We start from the raw sequence: 20,593 nt of genomic DNA on the forward strand, positions 1-20,593 counted from the left end.
GCATGCCCGGCACCGGCACTCCGGACGGCCCCGAGATCCGGCTGACCGTCGTCGCGGACAACGAGACCTGTGTGACCAGCAATCTGTGCGTCAACCGGCTCCCGGAGGTCTTCGGCCAGGACGAGGACGGCTGTGTCGTCGTCCTCGATCCGCACCCGTCCGCCGAGCTGGCCCGCGAACTCCTCCGCGCCAGGAGGAGCTGCCCGACGCGTTCCATCCGGGTGGAGGGCCTGGCAGAGGACTGATCCGCGACGCACGGCCGGCCCCGGCTCCGCTCGCGCCGTCGCCACCCCCACGGGGGCGGCGACGGTACGAACGGAGCCGGGGCCGGCGTATGTGCGCGGGGCGTCCGTACGGGCTGGAGCTCCGGTACGGGGCACGGAGCCGGGCGTGTCGTCCGCCACCGGCAGCCCGTGCCGCGCGCTGGTGGCTCAGTCCCCCTCGGCCAGGCGTGCCGCGTGGTCCCGTTGCTGGCGGGTGGCGAAGCGGAGGAAGGCGACCATCTCGCTCAGGGTGTCCGGGCCGAGTCCGCGCAGGTACTCCGCTCCTTCGCGCGCGATGGGCGTGAAGATGTCGGCGACCATCGCGTAACCCTTCTCGGTGGGCGTCACGATGACCCGGCGGCGGTCGGCCGTGTCCCGGGTGCGGGTGGCGTAGCCGGACCGTTCGAGGCGGTCGATGGCGGTGGTGACGCCGCCGGTGGTCAGGCCGGCGGCGGTGGCGAGTTCGCTGGGGCTCATGGGGGTGGGCCCGAAGAGCAGGTCGAGGCAGCGCAGGTCGGTCCGGTTGAGCCCGAGCCGGTCGGCGACCTGCTGGTCGAGGGTGTCGGCCGAACGCTGGAACTCCTGCATGACCAGGCCGAACTCCTCTATGAGCCGTTCCCGCCCGTCGTCGGCGGGGGCCCGCTCGGGCCGATGCTCCGGAACCTTCTCCACTGTCACGTCCGATCCTCTCCCCGGGTCTCTTGACATTCTAGCGATCCGCTCCGTAGAGTTCTAAGTGGCTAGAGAATCTAGCTACTAGAACTCCGACTTACACGATTTTTGCCCAGACGGACGTCTGGTGCGGTGAAAGGAGCTCCGATGGACACCACCCCCACCGGCCGGCTCGTCTTCGTCCCTCAGGTCCAGCACCTCATGCTGGACGTCGCCGACGTCTCGGCCGGTGCCACCCCGCAGCTGTGCAGCACCGAGTTCGGCGGCCGGGACTCGCTGGTCGAGGACGACGGCAAGGGCACGATCACGATCCGCCGGCGCGGCCCCGTCCACCCCTTCGACCTGGCCCGGCGCACGGCACACGTGACCCTGAGCCCGCTCGTCGCCTGGCACATCGAGGTCCAGGGCCCGGCCGCGCACATCGAGGCCGACCTGACCGGCCTGCCGCTGCTCTCGCTGACCGTCACCGGCGGGCTCACCCAGGCGCGCTTCGTCCTGCCGCACACCGAACGCACCGTGGCCGTGCACTTCGGCAGCGGTGTCCGCAAGACGACGATCGTGCGCCCGCCCTCCGTGCGCGCCACCCTGCGGGGCGACACCGGCTTCACCGGCCTCTCGCTGGACGGCGAATGGGCCGGCACCCGCACCGAGGCCGACTGGCGCAGCGCGGAGCCGGTCGCGTCGACGCCCGGCTGCTACGACATCACGCTCGACTCCGGCGCCAACCGGCTCACCATCGCCTGAACCGACGGTCCCGGAGCACGGGCCGCACCCGGCCCGCCCGGCCCCGTACACCCGCGACACCCGCTCCCGTTCGAGCCACGGTCGAGAGCCCGTGGCAACGATCGACCGGCGGGAACCCCCGCACCGCCCATCCCCACGAGCACCGCGAGGAGCCGTCATGGATCTGAAGCTGCAGGGCAAGCGGGCCGTCGTCACGGGTGCCGGACGCGGCATCGGCCTGGCCGTCGCCCGGGCACTCACCGCAGAAGGAGCGCACGTCATGGGAGGCACGCGCAGCGAGAGCGCCGCCCTGCGCGACGTCACCCCGCACACCATGGAGGTGGACCTCGCCACCCCGGACGGACCGGCCCGCCTGGTCAGCCACGCCGTCGACACCTTCGGCGGCCTGGACATCCTGGTCAACAACGTCGGCGGCCGCACCACACCCGCCACCGGCTTCCTGGACCTGGCCGACGAGGACTGGCGGGCCAGCTTCGACCTCAACCTCCTGAGCACCGTACGGGCCGTGCGGACGGCCCTGCCCGCCCTGCTGGAGAGCCGGGGCGCCATCGTCAACATCGGCTCGGTCAACGCACAACTGCCGCTGCCGTCCCTCACCGAGTACGGCGCGATGAAGGCCGCCCTGGCCAACCTGGCCAAGGCGCTCTCCGAGGAGTTCGGCCCGCGGGGGTACGCGTGAACACCGTCTCGCCGGGACCGGTCCTCACCGATGCGTGGACCAACCCGCACCGCCTGGAACGTCCGGCCCCCGGCACCGAGGAGCGGCTGGCCGCGGTCCCCGGCCGGATGCGCCTGACCACGGGGGCCTTCATCGACCCGGAGGAGGTCGCCGCGATGGTCGTCCTCCTGGCCTCCCGACGCCTCCCGGGCGCCACGGGCGGCGACTGGCTCATCGACGCCGGGATGCTCAAGTCCCTCTAAAAACACAGGGTTACGGACGTGACCGGCCGTCCATCGGGCATGCGTTGCGCGGGGGCCTCCAGACACCAGGCCGCCGCAACCGATCCGTACTCCGCCCGCACAGCACAGCACCCGCCAGGGAGAACTGCCCCGTACCCCTTCCCTTACCACCCGCGGTACCGCAGAGACCAGAAACGCCCACGCAATACACCCGCAAGACACCTGAGGGGAACAACCCGACATGACCGACTCACCGTTCCACGTCCTCATCATCGGTGGCGGCACCGGTGGCATGGCCCTGGCACACGGCCTCAAGCGGGCCGGAATCAGCTTCGCGGTCTACGAGCGCGAGGAGACCCGCAGCTCCGGCCTGCACGGATACCGCGTGGGCATCAACCCCGACGGCAGCCGGGCGCTGAAGTACCTGCTGCCGCCCACACTGTTCGACACCTTCCTCGCCACCTGCGCCCGGGCGCCGAAGTACTTCAGCTTCCTCAAGGAGGACCTCACCCCCAGCGTCACCCTGGACATCGTCGAGAGCGACGACCCCGTCAACAACGAGCGGTCCGTGAGCCGGATGACCCTCCGGCAGGTGCTGCTGACCGGTATCGAGGACGACGTCTACTTCGGCAAGACCTTCACGCACTACGAGAAGGAGTCCGACGGCCGCGTCACCGCGTACTTCGACGACGGCACCAACGCCACCGGCGACCTGCTCGTCGCCGCCGACGGCGCCAACTCCCGCGTGCGCCAGCAGTACCTGCCGCACTCCCGGGTGCAGGACGCCAACATCATCTCCATCACCGCCAAGGTCCCGCTCACCCCGGAGACCAGGGCGCTGCTGCCCTACAAGGTCCACCAGGGCATCGGCCTGGTCGTCGCCCCCAAGGGATACAGCTGCATCCTGCACACGATGGAGTTCGGCTGGGACCAGGAGGGCCGGGTCAAGTCCGGCATCGGCGGCAACGACGCGGCGCTCATCGACCAGTGGCCCGGGCTGCTCTTCGACAACACCCGCGACTACATCAACTGGGGCTTCTGGGCCTCCACCGACAAGTTCCCGCAAGGCGTCCTGAAGAAGTCGCCGGAGGAGCTCATCAAGCTCGTCCTGGACATGACGTCCGACTGGAGCCCCAACCTGCGCAAGCTCTTCAGCATGGGCGACCCGCAGACCACCTTCCCGATCAACATCCGCACCTCGGTGCCGATCCCGCGGTGGAGCGCCAGCAACGTCACCCTCATCGGCGACGCGATCCACACCATGACCCCCGGCCAGGGCGTCGGCGCCAACACCTCCCTGCGGGACGCGGCCCGGCTGTGCAAGCTGCTGATCGAGTACGTCCGCGGTGACATCCCGCTCCTGAAGGCCGTCGACTCCTACGAGGCCAAGATGGTCCAGTACGGCTTCGAGGCGGTCAAGGAGTCCCTGAAGCAGACCGGCGGCGACCAGCCCATCCACAAGCCGGTCATCGGCCGGGCCACCCTCGCCTCCATGCGCGGCTACTTCTGGGTCGCCCGCCACGTCCCGGCCGTCCAGCGCAAGATGGCGGAGGACCTCTACCTGGACCGCGGCGGCAACCGCGAGGACTACGGCGAGCTGGTGCCGCCGAGCGGCAACTGACCCACTCCGTGGCCACGCCGCCGCCCATCGGAACGGCGTACCACGGCAGTCCCCGCGACGGGCGGGCGCGATGACCACCGCGCCCGCCCGTCGCGCGATCCGATCCGAAGGGACCGGACACTCCTGAAGACAGCGTGAGACAGCGTGGCCGCGCCGCGTCCGGTCTTGTCAGGCTGCCCTGCCGGACCGGTGGTCCCCGTGGTGGCTCACAGCCAGTCCCGCCGTTTGAAGATGACGTACAAACCGGTGCACACGAACGCCATCAGGACGATGGCGAACGGGTAGCCGAACGCCCAGTGCAATTCCGGCATGTGGTCGAAGTTCATGCCGTAGATGGTGCCGACCAGCGTGGGGGCGAACAGGATGGCCGCCCACGACGAGATTTTTGATCTCCTCGTTCTGCTCGAAGCCGGCCTCCGCGAGAGCGCGCATCTCGGCGTTCTGCTGCTGGTTCACGAGGGTGGCGTTGACGGTGAGGATGTCCTGGAGTGCCTGGCGGAAGCCGTCGACGCGTTCGGTGGTGTGGGTGGCGTGGTCGGCGACGTCGCGCAGGTAACGGCGGAGTTCCTCGTCGATGCCGTATTTCTCGAAGCCCGCGGTCAGGCTTTCCAGCATGCTGTTCAAGGGGCGGGTCGCGCGCTGGAATTCCACGACCTCGCGGGACAGTTCGTAGATACGCCGGGAAACGCGCGGGTCGCCGCCGAAGACCTCGGTCTCGATCTCGTCGATGTCGTTCTGGACACCGGCGACCACCGGAGCGTAATCGTCCACGACGGCGTCGAGGATCGCGTACAGGACCGCCTCGGGGCCGCGGTCGAGCAGTTCCGGGGCGGCTTCCATGCGGCGGCGTACGGCGGGCAGGTCGGGGGCGCCGCCGTGCCGGACGGTGATCACGAAATCGGGGCCGACGAAGACGTGCAGTTCGCCGAAGTCGACCTCCTCGGGATCGTCCAGGTAGCGCGCGGCCCGCAGGACGACGAAGAGGGTCTCGCCGTAACGCTCCAGTTTCGGCCGCTGATGGGCCTCCAGCGCGTCCTCCACGGCCAGCGGGTGAAGGTCGAATTCCGATGCCAGGGTGACCAATTCGGAGGACGACGGCCGGTGCAGACCGATCCAGGCCATGGACCCGGCGGTGGTGCGCAGGTGCCGGAAGGTGTCGGCGAGGGTTTCGTGGGTACTGAGGCGATGTCCGTCGCGGTAAAGAGTGGCATTGATGACACTGCCGGCGGACGGAGCGCCGGCGTCCGGCGCCGACGGCTCGTCCGTGCGGTCGGCGGACGCCGCCGCGGCGGCCGGCCGCTTCTTCGCCGGCTTGCGGAGCCCGCGCAGGCCGCGCAGCCCGCGGCCGGGAGGATCGACGCTCATGACGGAACCGACCTACGTGACGGAGGGAGTGAACAGGAACAAGGGATCTGGTCGCAGGATATATGCCCGGGGTGTCGGCGCTGATCAGTGGCCATGGTGCAGGATGGAGGAGCCGTGTGACGCCATCCGAGTGTCGCACCCGAAGACGTATAAGTGTTTATCCCTACAATTGCGCGATGCAGATAGCGAAGTTGTCCAGCCCCTCCGGGAGAGGTGATTCGGTGAACGGGCCCGACGCCACCGACGAACAGTGGGAAGGGCTCGCCGAGGTCGTTCCCCTTCGCAGCGGCAGTGAATGGCCCTCGTGGCCCGATCACCGTGCCCTGCCCGACGAGGAACCGGGCGAGGAGATGCGGCGGTTCGTCGTCATCCGGGTCCAGACCTTCGCCGACGCGCGCGAGGTCGCCGAGTACCTGATGGCGCAGATCCCCGTCCTGCTCGACCTCAGCAGCGCCGACGCCGACGTGGCCAAACGCATCCTGGACTTCTCCAGCGGCGTCGTCTTCGGACTCGCCAGCGGGATGCACCGGGTCGACACCAACGTCTTCCTGCTCACGCCGGTCGGCACCGAGGTCGCGGAGCCGCCGGCGGGTCTCGTACCCCGATCGTAGGAAGGCGTTGCAGCCGTAACGGTTTTGCTTTCGCCGGTTGCCTAGCGTCCTCGTATGGACACAGAAAGTGTGCGCCCGGCGGTCACCGAATTACGTCTGTCCGCCTTCAAGACGCACCGCGGCGCGACCTTCCCGCTGGGCCCGTTGACCCTCCTGACCGGCGCGAGCGGCAGCGGGAAGTCCAGCGTGCTGCAGGCGTACGAGATCCTCGCGCGGCTCGGCAGCGGAGCCCGGCTCGCGCGGGCCGTGGCGGCGGCGCCGGGAGGCGCGGCCGGGTGCGTACCGGTCTGGGCGCGACCCGACGGGCAGGGCAGACGCGGGTTCCGCATCGGCTGCACGGTCGACGGACCGGTGGGCCCGGTCCGGCTCGATGTCGCCGTACAGGCCGAGCCGGAACTGCGCATCGTCGGCGAGCGGCTGACGGGCGGTGGCGAGACCCTTCTGTCGACGGCCCTGACGGATCCTGCCCGGCGCGCGGTCCAGGCTGCCTGGTACACGGCCGGAGCGACACCCGTGACGCGCGCGCCGCTGCCCGACGACCGTCTGGGTACAGCGCTGCTGCCGTTACGGGTCGCGGGCAAGACGGCGGGGCAGCGGCTCGTGCTCGCGGCGGCGGAGCAGGTGGTGGTGGCGCTGCGGTCGGTGTTCGCGTGCGATCCGCGGCCGGAGGTGATGCGCGGGGCAGGCCCTGTGGGCGGGTGCGGCGCGGGTGCGACGGCGAGTACGGAGGCGAGCGGCCCGGGTCCGAGGGGCGCGACCAGGTGCAGCTCCGGGGGCGGACTCGGGAACGGGAGCGCGGCCGGCGCCGTGCCCGGAGCCCGCGCGGCCGGGGCACGTGGCACCGGCCGGGCAGGACGGGAAAACGCCGCGGGTGCTCCCGGTCTGCGTGGCGTGACTCCTGGTCCGGTCGAGTCCGCTGGGTCCGGGTCCGAGTGGGGGCCCGGACCGGGGCCCGGACCGGGCGGGCCCGGCAGTTCCGCCGACCCGAGCGGCACCACTGTCCCCCGTAGCACCACCGGGCCCCATGGCACCACCGGTCCCCATGGCACCACCGGTTCCAGTAGTGCCTCCCGCGCTGCTTCCCGCGCCGCCTCCTGCGCCGACGCGCGTACGGAGGCCGACCCGTCGGAAGGCTTCGTGGTCGGATCCGGCGGTGAGGGGGCGGCGGACGACGGCGGCATGTTCGGCGGAAGCTGGGGATGGTCCGCCGGGGACGGGCGGCTGCGTACCGCCTGCGACAACCTCCCCGCCGTACTGGGACGGACGAGCCGGGAGTGCGCGCGGCGGCACGCGGTGCTGGTCGAGGCGGTGCGCGCCGGCTGTGTCGGGCCGGTCGCGGGCCTGCGGGCCGAACCGGTGGAGCGCGGCGGCACGGTCGGCATACGGGCGCTGGTCGAGCGCGACGGGCTGCCGGCGACGCCGCTGGAGCAGCTCGGGGACGGTGAGCTGCGTTACGTCGCGCTCGCGTTGGTGCTCCTGACGGGCCCGGAGGTGCTGGCCATGGACCCGGCGGGCGAGGTGCTCTCCGCTCGCCAGGTGCTGGGGCTGATGGCGGACGGGCTGGACCGCAGCCTCGACGACCGGCAGGTGCGGGCGCTGCTGGAACTCGCCGTACGGATGGTCGGGCGCGGGCACGTCCGGCTGCTCGGTACGGTGCGGGACGCGTCGGCCGCCGAAGGGCTGCCCGGGGTGCGGGTGCTACACCTAGGGGCATGAGTGAAGATCTCCATGCATTGCAGAAGCGGCTCGCCGAGTTCGCGGCGGCCCGCGACTGGCAGCAGTACCACACCCCCAAGAACCTGGCCGCGGCGCTCAGCGTCGAGGCCGCCGAACTCGTCGAGATCTTTCAGTGGTTGACACCGGAGGAGTCGGCGCGGGTCATGAGTGACGCGACGGCCGCCGGACGGGTCGAGGACGAGGTCGCCGACGTGCTGGCGTACCTCCTGCAGTTCTGCGACGCCCTGGGGATCGATGTGCTGCAGGCGCTGGCCGCGAAGATCGAACGTAATGAGACACGATTTCCCGTGAAGGGGGCCGAACGAGCCAATCGTCACTCTATGGAGTGAAGGATCTTTCCACATCGTCTTGGTTGTCCACAGATTTGCGAATTCCTCTGGCCTTTTCGGCCTTTCAAGTTCACGCTGGGTAGTGGCAGGTAGGTGCGGCGAAGCTGACAGTGGTCTGAGGGAGGGGGTCGCGGATGGACGCGGTGCGCATCATCGCGGCCAGTCGGCGCGGTCTGGCGCAGGCGCAGACGGTCCAGGAGATCGTCGTCGAGGCGTGGCAGGCACAGGCTCTGGCCGAGGCGGTGGGCAGTCATCTCGCGATATCCGGGCCGCACGAAGTGCGGTCCCGGGCGCGGGGATTGGGCGACGCGGGAGGGAGGACGAGCGCGGTACTGCTGATCCCCGCGCCGAGGATCGGTGGACCAAGGGCAGCCCAGCTCTCCGAGGTACGGGACACCCTGGCGGCCCTGAAGGGGCTGAACTGGCTGCTCGGCGAGGTGTGCGAGGCGTTGGTGGGCGTGGTCTGCGCGGCGGACGAGGAGGGGATGTACTGGACCTGCGTGGAGGCGATGGACGTCGCCGACGAGTCGCGCGACCGGGTCACCGGCATACTGAAACACCTCGCCGTACGCTCCCCCGACACCTCCTGACGGGCGCACGCTCCGGCGCGAGCTACTCCGGGGGGCGGCGTGAGCTGTTCAGGGGCCTGCCGGCCTGCGGGCTGGTACCTGGTGTCCTGATCGCGTGGTTGTCTCGTGCCGGGTGGGAGTGACGGTTCGCGAGCCTGCGTCTGGTGAGCGCTTGGGTCTGTTGTCAGGTTGGTGCGCGTGCGGATCGTTCCGTGACGTCCGGGCGAGTGCTGCGCACACACCGGGGTGCCCGCAGGCCCGCGCCGCGAGGCCGACCGCCTTGGCCTTCTACAGCTGGTCTCCCTTGGCGGCTTCTTCCGGAGGATGCGTCCCGCCGCCGTCCTTGCTGTCCTGTTCGCAGGTTCGCGGGTCGTAGGACTGGTCATTGGGCAGCAACAGCACTCCGGCGACCTGCTCAGGGTGTTCGACGGCGAGCCATTCGTCCCCCGTGAGGGCGCCGTCCGGCTCGGGCCGCGCCCCGGACGAATAGATCGTCTGGCACAGCAAGGCCACCCGCTTCTTGTCGACCGCGCAGGCATCCACCGCGGAGCCGGTTGTCTTGTGGGTGCCGTCGAAGCGGTAGGTGAAGTGCACCTGGTCACCTTTGGAGGGCTCCTGCGGGTGGGGCTCCGGGCGCCAGCCGACGACCTCGGCGGTGACGCCGATGTGCTGCCCGCCCGTGTCCTCGACCTGCACTTTCACCCTGGCCTCACCGCGCTTCGCCGCCGTGTCGGTGCAGCCCCAGGGGGAAGAGCAGCCGGACAGGGCGAGCACCAGCAGAAGTAACGGGGCGCCGGCACGTACCCGTGCAGGAAACACTGAGATGACCTCCGGTCGGGGGGACGGTGTGCGGGCGGGGTCGGGTTCGGTGGGACAGCGCGTACGGGGTCCGGTCGGGGCGTGGTGGTGGTTGGCTTCGGTGGGGGTGCGCCGTGGTTATTGAGTGCGCTGGTCCATGAGCGTGGCCAAGCCGTCCAGGATGCGCTGTAGGCCGAACTCCCACGCCTGGTCTTGTCCGTCGGATTGGGCCGCTGAGGTGAGGGCCGCGGTAAGTGCGGGGAATTGGCCGCCGCGTGTCTTCATCAGGTCACCGAGGATGGCCCCGAGCTGAGCCTCGGGGTTGCCTGCGGAGCCGGCTGCGCGGGCTTGCTGGGTGATGCCGCGTACGTGACCGACCAGCAGGACGGCCGCGTCCATCCGCTCGGCGCCGCTCAGCCCCGTACCGTCCAGCGCGCAGACGGCGCGCTCCATCCAGGACAGCTCTCCGGGTCCCATGACCCGCGGTCCGATGGTGGCTTCCAGTGCCCAGGGGTGTTGGTGGAAGACGGTGAGCAGTTGGCGGGCCCAGTCCTCCAGTTGTTCTCGCCAGCCGCCACGCGCCGTTCCGGCCGTCGGGCAGGGGCCGATCGCGGCCTCGACCATCAGCGCGACCAGTTCGGCCTTGCCCGGTACGTACCGGTACAGCGCCATCTTGGTGACGCCGAGTTGGGCGGCGACCCGCTGCATGGAGACATCGGACAACCCGTCCGCGTCGGCGATCTGGATGCCGGCCTGCGCGATGCGGTCCAGGTCGAGTGTCGGCCTGGGGCCCCGCGCGGGCCTGGGGCGCGGCCCCCACAGCAGCCGCACTGTCCCGGCGTGCTCGTCGCCCATGTCCCGCTCCCGCCCTCGGCACTGTCCAGTCAACTGTGTCTATGGTACACAGTACGCATCAGTGTCCACCGGACACAGTTATGGGAAGAGGGCTACGTGAACAGGAACGTCCTTATTTCCGGCGCGAGCGTCGCCGGTCCGGCGCTGGCCTACTGGCTGGGGCGCCACGGCTTCCACCCCACCGTCGTCGAACTGGCCCCGGCGCTGCGCGAGGGCGGTCAGGCCGTCGACTTCCGCGGCGAGACGCACCGGACCGTGCTGGACCGCATGGGCCTGCTCCCTGAACTGCGCCGCATCCAGACCGGCGGCAGCCCGATGCGTTTCGTCGACGATGACGGCCGTACGCTGCTGCGACTGCCGGCGGAGTTCGCCGGCGGTGAGATGGAGGTGCTCCGCGGCGACCTGTCCCGCGTGCTGTACGAGCACAGCGCCCCGTACACCGAGTACCTTTTCGGCGACTCGATCACCGGCCTCGACGAGACCTCCTCCGGTGTGCGGGTCGACTTCCGGAGCGGCGCCTCACGCGACTTCGGCCTCGTAATCGGAGCGGACGGGCTGCACTCCCATGTCCGCCGTCTGGCCTTCGGCCCGGAAGAGCGCTACGTCAACCACCTCGGCTACTACTTCGCCACCTGGCAACTGCCCAACAACAGTCACCGGGGGCTGGAAAAGGGCTCGGTCGGCTACAACGTTCCGGGACGGCTCGCCTCCATCGGTGTCGACCACCGGGACTCGGCGCGGGCGGGGGCGTTCTTTGTCTTCGCCTCGCCCGCGTTGTCGTACGACCGGCATGACCTTGGACAGCAGAGAGAGTTGATCAGCAACGCCTTCTCCGGTCTCGGCTGGGAAGTGCCCCGCCTGCTCGCCTCCCTCCACCAGGCACCCGACCTGTACTTCGATTCGATCAGCCGGGCGGACGTGGACACCTGGTCCACGGGTCGCGTATGCCTCGTCGGCGACGCCGCCTGCGGAGCCACCATCGGCGGTATGGGCACGGGCACCGCGATGGTCGCCGCATATGTGCTGGCCGGTGAACTCGCGCGAGCGCAGGGCGAGTACCGGACGGCCTTCACCCGGTACGAGAAACGGCTCCGGCAGTACGCCAGGGGCTGCCAGGCGGGCGGCGGCCGTACCGGGAAATTCCTCGCCCCCGGCACCGCCACCGGCATACGTTTCCGCAACGCCCTGCTGACCCGCCCCCTGTTCCTGAAGGGAATGCTCAAGCTGGGCGAGAAAGTCAGCAGCACCGTGGCTCTGCCGGAGTATCCCGCGGTTTCCAGCCGGGTCGGTCGGTGACCGGCCGGGTCAGCGCATGTCCACGGCCACGGAATTGTGGGTGGAGACGGGGGCGTACCGGGAGTCGCCTTCGAAAGTGGTGTCGTAACCGCCGGTCAGCAGTTTGACGGCGGACGCGAGGAGCGAGGGGAGGCGGGATTTCTTGCACTGGGCGTAGCCGTCGGTGTCCGTGGTGGCCTCGCAGAGGAGGGCTTTCTCCCCGGCCACGGTGAACGTGACCGGCAGGCCCGCCACCGGTGTGCCGTCGGCTTCGCTGATCCTCGCCCGCAGGCCGCTGATCTGGCGGGCCAGTACGTCGAACGAGGCGTAGAAGGCCTGTGCGTTGAGGCGCTCGGGGGAGCGGGCCGGTCGTCGTGGTCGAGTGCGGACGCCGCGGTGACGGTGAGGGCGCTGGCCAGGGTCAGCACCGTGGTGGAGATCGCGGCTGTGCGGGAGGTGGGACAGGGCACGTCATACCTCTTTCAGTAAGTCCTATCTCCGACTTACTGATCAACGTTCCGCGACAGGGGAGGGGTGCGGGCGTACGAGTTGTTGAGCCGAAAGGGTGAGGCGGGGGAATGCGGGAAGCAGGGCGGGGAACCCGGGTGGCATCGACCTCGGTGGTGGCGTCGCACCACCTTGTTATCGCACGATCGGATTTTCATTTTGTGTGGGTCGTGGGCTGTGGGGCGGGGAATGGGCTATTCCCGGCGCGGAATGGTTGAAGGGCGACGGTGAATAGCCGGCGGTGGTGGGTCGGCTGTCCGTCAGGTCGTCGGGGCCGGCCCCCAGGGAGCCTCCAGGGCCGCACGGAGGGCCTTGACCGTGTCGTGGCCGATGCGCGCGGCGAGTTGGCGTTCCAGGTCCTGCAAGAGGCGTTCGGCCTGGTGGTGTGCGCGCTCGCCTGCCGGAGTGCGGCGGATCAGCCGCTGCCGGGCGGAGGCGGGGTCCGCCACCTGCTCCAGTAGTCCGGCCGCCACCAGGCCGTGTACGGCTTGGTGTGCGGTCTGCCGGGTCACGCCCATGCGCCGGGCGAGTGCGGCGACCGTGGTGCCCTCCGCGTCCAGCACCGCGAAGAGCTGGACCTGGGTCGAGGTGACTGGAGGGCCGCCGGCCGCGTTCATGGCGGCCAGGAGTGCTTCCTCGAACCAGCGCCGGGCGTCGCCGAGAAGTTGAGGGAGGTTGCGGCGGGGGAGGGCGGAGGTGGAGGCGTGGACGGAGTCGCAGGCGTGGGCATGGCGGGCCTTGGGGGTGCGGAAGGCGGGACGGGCGGGGTTGCTTCCTGGACGGTTGAAGTGTCAGGGTACCTGACACGTTGAACGTCAGGCAGCCTGACGTCGGGTGTCCGTCCCAGGAGGGTCCATGACCATCGAGTTCGCCACGCGTTACCGCCGGACCTCACGCATCCCGGCGGAACCGGGCCGGCCGTACTTCATCGAGAAGGGCGAGGGGGACCGCGCCCACCTGTTCGGCGACCTGATCACCGTCTACGCCGGGGGCGAGCAGACCGGGAACGCCTTCAACTTCTTCACCGTCGAGGGCCCCAAGGGCGACCTCATCCCGGCCCATCTGCACACCGACACGTACGAGGTCTTCTACGTCACCCAGGGCGCCGTCCGGCTGTTCGTCGAGGACACCGAGGGTGTCCAGCAGGAGAAGCTGCTGACCCCCGGCGACTTCGGCTTCGTCCCCATGAACTGCCCGCACGCCTACCGCATGGAACGGCACCACAGCCAGGTCGTGGGCGTCGCCGCGGGCCCCGGCGGAACGTTCGAGCGGTTCTTCGAGAACCTCGGCGTCCCCACCGAGCAGCTCGGCCTGCCGCGTGAACCGGTGGTCCCGGAGGGCAGCACGTTCGAGACGGTTCCGGGGCAGTACGACGTGCGCTTCCTGCCGGGGCACGAGTGGCGTACGCGCTGAGGCGTACGGGGCGGCCGCGAACGTACGCGTCCCGAGTGGGGGAATGACGGGCGCCGCCGGGCCGCCCGGACGGCGGGGGTGCGGGCGCGGTGCGAAACTGCGGTAGGAGGTGATCACGATGGCGGGCGAAGCCTTTGCGGACGCCTACCCGGGCGCCGAGGGCTACGGGATGCTCGAAGCGTTGCTGGAGCAGGCCCAGCGCGCGGCCCCCACCGACATGCCCGACCTGGTGAACCGGCATGCCACGGCCCTCGGCCTGCGGCACGTCGGCCTCTACCTGGTCGACATCCAGCAGCGGCAGCTGTGCCCGCTGGGCGCGGGGCAGCGTGCGCTCTCCGTCGACTCCTCCCTCGCCGGATGGACGTACCGCACGCTGGCCATGCGGGTGGAGGACGCCGACGATCCGGAGGGCGGCATCCGGGTCTGGCTGCCGCTGGTCGACGGGGTGGAGCGGCTGGGCGTACTGGAAGTACGCACCGACCTGCTGGACGGCGAGCGGATGCGCCGCTGCCGCGCGCTGGCCGCCCTGCTGGCCCCCATCATCACCTCGAAACGGGCCTGCAGCGACACGTTCGTACGCCAGGCGCGTACGCAGCCGATGCAGCTGCCCGCGGAAATGGTGCGCGCCTTCCTGCCGCCGCGCACGATCGGCAACGAGCAGGCGGTGTCCACGGCGGTGCTGGAACCCGCCTACGAGCTGGGCGGCGACGCGTTCGACCACTCCATGACGCAGGAGACGCTGCACGCCGCCATCATCGACTCGATGGGCCACGACCTGGCCGCCGGTCTGGCCACCTCCGTGGCCCTGGCCGGCTGCCGCAGCGGCCGCCGGGCCGGCGCGGACCTGCGGGAGACGGTGGACACCGTCGACCAGGCGCTCTGCCAGTGGCTGCCCGACCGGTTCGCCACCGGCGTCTTCCTCCAGCTGGACCTCGCCGACGGCCGGCTGCGCTGGGTCAACGCCGGCCACCCGCCGCCGCTGCTCATCCGCCGGCACGCCGTCCTCGACCGGGCGCTGGAGCGGCCCGGCCAGCTGCCGCTGGGGCTCCCCGCCGCGCTGACTCCGGAACCGCGTACCGTCCACATCGCGGACCTGGAGCCGGGCGACCGGGTGCTGCTCTACACGGACGGTGTGACCGAGGCGCGGGACTCCAACGGCACGCTGTTCGGGCTGGAACGGTTCACCGACACGATCATCCGGGCCACGGCCGGTGGCGAGCTGGCCTTCGAGACGCTGCGCCGCCTGATCCACTTCATCGTCGACGACCAGGGCAACGAGCTGCGGGACGACGCCACGATGCTGCTCGTGGAGTGGTGCCCGGGGCCGTGGGGGCCGGGCGGGGTCGCGCCGACGGGGTGAGGCCGGGCGTTTTCCGCTCGGGCCCCGCCCAAGCCCCCTGCTCCCGCACCACCGCCAAGCCCCCACTCACGCACCCCGCTCCCGCATCCTGCTCACGCCACCTGCGGCATGACCTCCGAGGCGATCAGTTCCATCTGGTCGAGGTCGTTCAGGTCGAGCATCTGGAGATAGACGCGCTGCGAGCCGACGGCCGCGAAACGGCCGAGGCGCTCGACGACCTCGGCGGGGGAGCCCGCCAGACCGTTGGCCTTCAACTCGTCGACCTCACGGCCGATGGCGTCGGCGCGGCGCTTGACCTCCGCGTCGTTCCGGCCGACGCAGGCGACCAGGGCATTGGAGTACACGAGTTCGTCGGCGTCCCGGCCGCGCTGCTCGGCTGCCGCCCGTACCCGCTTGAACTGCTGCTCGGTGTCGTCCACCGAGGCGAAGGGGATGTTGAACTCGTCCGCGTACTCGGCGGCGAGCGCGGGGGTGCGCTTGGCGCCGTGCCCGCCGATGAGGACCGGCACCTTCGGCTGCGCCGGCTTGGGCAGCGCGGGCGAGTCCGCCAGCTGGTAGAACTTCCCGTCGAAGGTGAAGCGTTCGCCGACGGGCGTCCTCCACAGCCCGGTGATGATCGCCAGCTGCTCCTCCAGCCGGCCGAACTTCGCCTTCGGGAAGGGGGTGCCGTACGCCTTGTGCTCGTCCTCGTACCAGCCGGAGCCCAGGCCGAAGTCGATCCGGCCGCCCGACATCTGGTCGACCTGGGCGACCTGGATGGCGAGCACGCCGGGAAGCCGGAAGGTCCCCGCGGTCATCAGGGTGCCGAGCCGGATGCTCCTGGTCTCCCGGGCCAGGCCGGCCAGGGTGATCCAGGCGTCCGTCGGGCCCGGCAGCCCGTCGGTGCTGCCCATGTGGAGGTAGTGGTCGGAACGGAAGAAGGCGCCGTAGTTCAGGTCCTCGGCGGCCCGCGCGACGCGGAGAAGGGTGTCGTAGGTGGCCCCCTGCTGGGGCTCGGTGAAGATCCGGAGTTCCATGCCGCCCATCTTGCCCTGCGGGTGCCGGGAGCCGGGAACAGGCACGGCAGGGTACAGGAGCGGCCGGTGTGACGAGGGGGCGCGGCAGCCGCCGCCCCTGCGTCCATCTCCGTTCCCACCTGCAAAAATCGGTTCGTCAAACGGGTCGGTACCGGGCGATACTCGTACGCGTGTTCCTGACGATGACCACCCCCGGAAGCGCTGAGCGCCCCGCGACCGACCTCGGATTCCTGCTGCACAAGCACCCCGGGAAGGCGCAGGCGTTCTCGACGGCGCACGGCACGGCCCATGTGTTCTACCCCGAAGCGGACGACAGCAGGTGCACGGCCGCGCTGCTGCTGGAGGTGGACCCGGTCGCGCTGGTACGGCGCGCCCGGGGCAAGGGCCGGGGCGGCGCCCCCGACTCGGCGCTCGCGCAGTACGTCAACGACCGCCCTTACGCGGCGTCCTCGCTGCTGGCCGTGGCCCTGAGCACGGTCTTCGCGAGCGCGATGAAGGGGCAGTGCAAGGCACGCCCCGAGCTGCCCGCGCGGCCGCTGCCGCTGCACGTGGCGCTGCCCGCCGTGCCCGCGCGCGGCGGCGCCGACCTGGTGCGCCGGCTGTTCGAGCCGCTGGGGTGGACGGTACGGGCCGAGCCGGTGCCGCTGGACGAGACGTTCCCGGAGTGGGGCGACTCGCGGTACGTACGCCTCGGCCTGGAGGGCGAGCGTACGGTCGCCGACGCGCTGCGGCACCTGTACGTGCTGCTGCCGGTGCTGGACGACGCCAAGCACTACTGGGTCTCGCCCGACGAGGTCGACAAGCTGCTGCGGGCCGGTGAGGGCTGGCTGGAGGACCACCCCGAGCAGAAGCTGATCGCCGACCGCTACCTGGCCCGCCGCCGGACGCTGACGCGCGACGCGCTGGAGCGGCTGGAGCTGGCCCGGCTCGCCGAGGCGGACGACACCGCGGCCGAGGAGATCGACAACGCGGTGGAGGAGTCGGCCGACACCGAGGAGCGGCCGGTGCCGCTCGCCGTGCGGCGCCGGGAGGCGACCCTCGGCGTGCTGCGGGAGGCGAAGGCGGCGCGGGTCCTGGACCTCGGCTGCGGGCCGGGGCAGTTGCTGGGTGAGCTGCTCAAGGAGGGGCAGTTCACCGACATCGTCGGCATGGACGTGTCGATGCGCGCGCTCCAGGAGGCGCGGCGCCGGCTGCGGCTGGACCGGATGCCCGAGCGGCAGTCCGAGCGGCTGCGGCTGGTGCAGGGGTCGCTGGCGTACACCGATGCCCGCCTGAAGGGGTACGACGCCGCCGTGCTGAGCGAGGTCGTCGAGCACGTGGACCCGCCGCGGCTGTCCGCGCTGGAGTACGCGGTGTTCGGCGCGGCCCGGCCGCGCACGGTCGTGGTGACCACACCGAACGTCGAGTACAACGTGCGCTGGGAGTCGCTGCCCGCCGGGCACGTACGGCACGGCGACCACCGCTTCGAGTGGACGCGCGCTGAGTTCCGGGCGTGGGCCGGGGAGGTCGCGGGGCGGCACGGGTACGAGGTGGAGTTCCGGCCGGTGGGCCCGGACGACCCCGAGGTCGGACCGCCCACCCAGCTCGCGTACTTCCGCCAGGCGGAGCCGGCCTCGGCCCGTACATCGGCCGCGCCCGCCACTTCCGCCCCTGCCGATCCCCCCGCGAAGGAGGCCCAGACATGACCGGTGCCACTCCCGTCCCCACCCCCGCCCGCCGCCCCCTGGGCGTCCCCGACCTGTGTCTGGTGGTGCTCGTCGGCGCCACCGGCTCCGGCAAGTCCACCTTCGCCGCACGGCACTTCAAGCCCACCGAGGTGCTCTCCTCGGACTTCTGCCGCGGGCTGGTCAGCGACGACGAGAACGACCAGAGCGCGAGCGGTGACGCCTTCGAGGTCCTGCACTACATCGCGGCCAAGCGCCTCGCGGCCGGCCGGCGGACCGTCGTGGACGCCACGAACGTGCAGCCGGAGGCGCGCGCCCAGCTGGTGAAGCTGGCCCGGGAGCACGACGTGCTGCCGGTGGCCGTCGTCCTCGACCTGCCCGAGGAGGTCTGTGCCGAGCGCAACGCGGCACGCGCCGACCGGGCCGGGACGCCGCGCCGCGTCATCCAGCGGCACCAGCGCGAACTCCGCCGCTCGCTGCGGCACTTGGAGCGCGAGGGCTTCCGTAAGGTGCATGTGCTCAAGGGGGTGGAGCAGGTCGAGGCGGCGGAGATCGTCACCGAGCGGCGCTTCAACGACCTGCGGCACCTGACCGGCCCGTTCGACATCGTCGGTGACATCCACGGCTGCCGCTCCGAGCTGGAGACGCTGCTCGCACGGCTCGGGTACGAGGTCGAGCACGACGCGCTCGGCCGCGCCGTGGACGCCCGGCACCCGCAGGGCCGTACCGCGGTCTTCGTCGGCGACCTGGTGGACCGCGGCCCGGACAGCCCCGGTGTGCTGCGCCTGGTGATGGGCATGACCGCCGCCGGGCACGCCCTGTGCGTACCGGGCAACCACGAGAACAAGCTCGGCCGCTACCTCAAGGGCCGCAAGGTGCAGCACAGTCACGGGCTCGCCGAGACCGTCGCGCAGCTGGAGGGGAGGACGAGGCGTTCCGCGGCGAGGTCGCCGCGTTCATCGAGGGCCTGGTCAGCCACTACGTGCTCGACGGCGGGGCGCTGGTGGTCTGCCACGCCGGGCTGCCGGAGAAGTACCACGGCCGTACGTCCGGCCGGGTGCGGTCCTTCGCGCTGTACGGCGACACGACCGGCGAGACGGACGAGTTCGGGCTGCCGGTGCGCTACCCGTGGGCCGAGGAGTACCGGGGCCGTGCCGCCGTGGTCTACGGGCACACCCCTGCGCCGCGTGCGAGCTGGCTGAACAACACCATCTGCCTGGACACCGGCTGTGTCTTCGGCGGCCGGATGACGGCGCTGCGCTGGCCGGAGCGGGAACTGGTCGACGTACCGGCCGAGCAGGTCTGGTACGAGCCGGCCAAGCCGCTGGCCACTGAGGCGCCGGGCGGCGCTGACGGGCGTCCGCTGGACCTCGGGGACGTCGCCGGGCGTCGGGTCGTGGAGACCCGCCACATGGGCCGGGTCGCGGTCAAGGAGGAGAACGCGGCGGCGGCGCTGGAGGTGATGAGCCGGTTCGCGGTCGACCCGCGCCTGCTGCCCTACCTGCCGCCGACGATGGCGCCCTGCGCGACATCCAAGAAGGACGGTTATCTGGAGCACCCGGCCGAGGCCTTCGCGTCGTACCGGGCGGACGGCGTACGGGAGGTCGTGTGCGAGGAGAAGCACATGGGCTCGCGGGCCGTGGTCCTGGTGTGCCGGGACGAGGCCGCGGCGCGGGAACGGTTCGGCGCGGCGGCGGGCGTGAGCGGCGCGGTCTGCACGCGGACCGGGCGGCCGTTCTTCGACGACCCGGCCGTCACCGAACAGGTGCTGAAGTCCGTACGGGAAGCCGTGGAGAGCGCGGGCCTGTGGGAGGAACTGGCGGACCCCGCCGCGGCCGGGTCCGGGCACTGGCTGCTGCTGGACGCCGAGTTGCTGCCGTGGTCGCTGAAGGCGTCCGGGCTGCTGCGCGGTCAGTACGCGGCGGTCGGCGCGGCGTCCGGCGCCGCGTTCCCCGGGGCGCTGGACGCGCTGGAGGCGGCCGCCGCGCGGGGCGTGGAGGTGCCGGACCTGCTGGCACGGCAGCGCGAACGGGCGGTGGACGCGGCCGCGTTCACCGAGGCATACCGGCGCTACTGCTGGCCCGTCGACGGCCTGGACGGCGTACGGCTGGCACCGTTCCAGATCCTGGCCGCGCCGGGCCGCAGCCTGGCCGCCGTACCGCACGTCGAGCAGCTGGCGTGGCTGGACCGGCTCGTCGAGCACGACGGAACGGGACTGTTGCGTCGTACCGGCCGTCTGGTCGTCGACACGGAGGACGAGGCGTCGGTCGCGGCGGGAGTCCGGTGGTGGCTCGACCTGACCGCCGCGGGCGGTGAGGGCATGGTGGTCAAGCCGCTGGGCGCGCTGGTGCGCAAGGGCGACGGGCGGCTGGTGCAGCCGGGCGTCAAGTGCCGCGGCCGGGAGTACCTGCGGATCATCTACGGACCGGAGTACACCCGCCCGGAGAACCTGGACCGGCTGCGCGTACGCCACCTGGGCCACAAACGCTCCCTCGCGCTGCGCGAGTACGCCCTCGGCCTGGAGGCGCTGGACCGCCTGGCCGACGGCGAGCCGCTGTGGCGGGTGCACGAGGCGGTCTTCGCGGTCCTGGCGCTGGAGTCGGAGCCGGTGGATCCGCGGCTGTAGCCGGTACCGGTTCGCTCCTTGCAATCAGAGCCGGTACCGGTTCGCTCCTTGTGGCCAGAGGGGGTTGACCACGTGATCGGCCATGCGGCCGGTCACGTGGCTGTCATGGGCCCGAGGCGGATCCGGCTGCCCGGACCTGGTCCCGGACCGGTGCGGGCGCCACCTCGCCGAGTCGGCCGTGCGTCGTGTGGCCGCCCTCCGCGGTGAGCGCTCTCCCCGGAGCGCCGTGCGCAGTCGGAGAGTGACGGTCCGGTGTGTGGCGCGTCAA

General features: G+C 71.2%; 16 protein-coding genes and 4 pseudogenes. 13 read left to right on the forward strand and 7 right to left on the reverse strand.

Going from position 1 to position 20,593, the window contains the following annotated elements; genetic code table 11:
• Window positions 1–2 precede the first annotated feature (2 nt).
• Complete coding sequence (locus ACEXOX_RS36115) at window positions 3–245, forward strand: ferredoxin (RefSeq protein WP_406525054.1); 243 nt, start codon at window positions 3–5, stop codon at window positions 243–245.
• A 186-nt stretch (window positions 246–431) separates the two neighbouring features.
• On the opposite strand, the gene ACEXOX_RS36120 is transcribed toward ACEXOX_RS36115, so the two are convergent.
• On the reverse strand, window positions 432–941 hold the full coding sequence (locus ACEXOX_RS36120) for a MarR family winged helix-turn-helix transcriptional regulator (RefSeq protein ID WP_406525055.1): 510 nt from the start codon (window positions 939–941) through the stop codon (window positions 432–434).
• A gap of 141 nt (window positions 942–1,082) precedes the next feature.
• On the opposite strand from ACEXOX_RS36120, the gene ACEXOX_RS36125 reads away from it, so the two are divergent.
• The 3 genes and pseudogenes from ACEXOX_RS36125 to ACEXOX_RS36135 all read left to right on the forward strand — a co-directional run bounded on the left by ACEXOX_RS36125 (window position 1,083) and on the right by ACEXOX_RS36135 (window position 4,200).
• Entirely contained in the window at window positions 1,083–1,679 is a 597-nt protein-coding gene (locus tag ACEXOX_RS36125; protein ID WP_406525056.1) for a hypothetical protein, read from the forward strand.
• A gap of 157 nt (window positions 1,680–1,836) precedes the next feature.
• Window positions 1,837–2,600, forward strand: a pseudogene (locus ACEXOX_RS36130) (SDR family NAD(P)-dependent oxidoreductase).
• A gap of 220 nt (window positions 2,601–2,820) precedes the next feature.
• A complete protein-coding gene (locus ACEXOX_RS36135; RefSeq protein WP_406525057.1) occupies window positions 2,821–4,200 on the forward strand; it encodes an FAD-dependent oxidoreductase in 1,380 nt (459 codons plus the stop codon).
• 206 nt (window positions 4,201–4,406) lie between these two features.
• Here ACEXOX_RS36135 and ACEXOX_RS36140 read toward each other — a convergent pair.
• A pseudogene (locus ACEXOX_RS36140) lies at window positions 4,407–5,565 on the reverse strand (magnesium and cobalt transport protein CorA).
• 176 nt (window positions 5,566–5,741) lie between these two features.
• Here ACEXOX_RS36140 and ACEXOX_RS36145 point away from each other — a divergent pair.
• From ACEXOX_RS36145 to ACEXOX_RS36160, 4 genes and pseudogenes are all read left to right on the forward strand, one after another.
• Entirely contained in the window at window positions 5,742–6,176 is a 435-nt protein-coding gene (locus ACEXOX_RS36145) for a cell division protein SepF (RefSeq protein WP_167745447.1), read from the forward strand.
• 54 nt (window positions 6,177–6,230) lie between these two features.
• Window positions 6,231–6,875: pseudogene (locus tag ACEXOX_RS36150) on the forward strand (biotin transporter BioY); the annotation flags it as partial.
• Between the two features lie 1,013 nt (window positions 6,876–7,888).
• The gene (locus ACEXOX_RS36155) at window positions 7,889–8,242 is read left to right on the forward strand and encodes a nucleotide pyrophosphohydrolase (protein ID WP_406525058.1); all 354 of its coding nucleotides are present in this window, start codon (window positions 7,889–7,891) and stop codon (window positions 8,240–8,242) included.
• A 134-nt stretch (window positions 8,243–8,376) separates the two neighbouring features.
• Window positions 8,377–8,832 carry a DUF6099 family protein gene (locus ACEXOX_RS36160; protein WP_406525059.1) on the forward strand — a complete coding sequence of 152 codons (456 nt, stop codon included), beginning with the start codon at window positions 8,377–8,379 and terminating at the stop codon, window positions 8,830–8,832.
• 267 nt (window positions 8,833–9,099) lie between these two features.
• On the opposite strand, the gene ACEXOX_RS36165 is transcribed toward ACEXOX_RS36160, so the two are convergent.
• Entirely contained in the window at window positions 9,100–9,588 is a 489-nt protein-coding gene (locus tag ACEXOX_RS36165) for a hypothetical protein (RefSeq protein WP_406526572.1), read from the reverse strand.
• A gap of 159 nt (window positions 9,589–9,747) precedes the next feature.
• On the reverse strand, window positions 9,748–10,464 hold the full coding sequence (locus ACEXOX_RS36170) for a TetR/AcrR family transcriptional regulator (RefSeq protein WP_406525060.1): 717 nt from the start codon (window positions 10,462–10,464) through the stop codon (window positions 9,748–9,750).
• Window positions 10,465–10,560: 96 nt separating this feature from the next.
• On the opposite strand from ACEXOX_RS36170, the gene ACEXOX_RS36175 reads away from it, so the two are divergent.
• On the forward strand, window positions 10,561–11,760 hold the full coding sequence (locus ACEXOX_RS36175) for an FAD-dependent monooxygenase (protein ID WP_406525061.1): 1,200 nt from the start codon (window positions 10,561–10,563) through the stop codon (window positions 11,758–11,760).
• Between the two features lie 9 nt (window positions 11,761–11,769).
• On the opposite strand, the gene ACEXOX_RS36180 is transcribed toward ACEXOX_RS36175, so the two are convergent.
• Together ACEXOX_RS36180 and ACEXOX_RS36185 are read right to left on the reverse strand one after the other, a co-directional pair.
• On the reverse strand, window positions 11,770–11,994 hold the full coding sequence (locus ACEXOX_RS36180) for a hypothetical protein (protein WP_406525062.1): 225 nt from the start codon (window positions 11,992–11,994) through the stop codon (window positions 11,770–11,772).
• 512 nt (window positions 11,995–12,506) lie between these two features.
• The gene (locus ACEXOX_RS36185) at window positions 12,507–12,863 is read right to left on the reverse strand and encodes a MarR family winged helix-turn-helix transcriptional regulator (RefSeq protein WP_406525063.1); all 357 of its coding nucleotides are present in this window, start codon (window positions 12,861–12,863) and stop codon (window positions 12,507–12,509) included.
• Window positions 12,864–13,101: 238 nt separating this feature from the next.
• Between ACEXOX_RS36185 and ACEXOX_RS36190 the strand changes: the two genes are divergently transcribed.
• Window positions 13,102–13,659 (forward strand): quercetin 2,3-dioxygenase, encoded by a 558-nt coding sequence (locus tag ACEXOX_RS36190; RefSeq protein ID WP_406525064.1) that lies wholly within the window; start codon window positions 13,102–13,104, stop codon window positions 13,657–13,659.
• A 118-nt stretch (window positions 13,660–13,777) separates the two neighbouring features.
• A complete protein-coding gene (locus ACEXOX_RS36195) occupies window positions 13,778–15,019 on the forward strand; it encodes a PP2C family protein-serine/threonine phosphatase (protein WP_406525065.1) in 1,242 nt (413 codons plus the stop codon).
• Window positions 15,020–15,111: 92 nt separating this feature from the next.
• Here ACEXOX_RS36195 and ACEXOX_RS36200 read toward each other — a convergent pair whose 3' ends face one another.
• Complete coding sequence (locus ACEXOX_RS36200) at window positions 15,112–16,035, reverse strand: LLM class F420-dependent oxidoreductase (protein ID WP_406526573.1); 924 nt, start codon at window positions 16,033–16,035, stop codon at window positions 15,112–15,114.
• Window positions 16,036–16,205: 170 nt separating this feature from the next.
• Here ACEXOX_RS36200 and ACEXOX_RS36205 point away from each other — a divergent pair, with 170 nt between their 5' ends.
• Together ACEXOX_RS36205 and ACEXOX_RS36210 are read left to right on the forward strand one after the other, a co-directional pair.
• On the forward strand, window positions 16,206–17,720 hold the full coding sequence (locus tag ACEXOX_RS36205) for a 3' terminal RNA ribose 2'-O-methyltransferase Hen1 (protein WP_406525066.1): 1,515 nt from the start codon (window positions 16,206–16,208) through the stop codon (window positions 17,718–17,720).
• A pseudogene (locus tag ACEXOX_RS36210) lies at window positions 17,717–20,325 on the forward strand (polynucleotide kinase-phosphatase). Before ACEXOX_RS36205 ends, ACEXOX_RS36210 begins: the two are co-directional and overlap by 4 nt.
• Window positions 20,326–20,593 lie beyond the last annotated feature (268 nt).

The sequence above is a fragment of the Streptomyces sp. Ac-502 genome (assembly GCF_045222935.1).
In the GTDB taxonomy this organism is placed as follows: domain Bacteria; phylum Actinomycetota; class Actinomycetes; order Streptomycetales; family Streptomycetaceae; genus Streptomyces; species Streptomyces monomycini.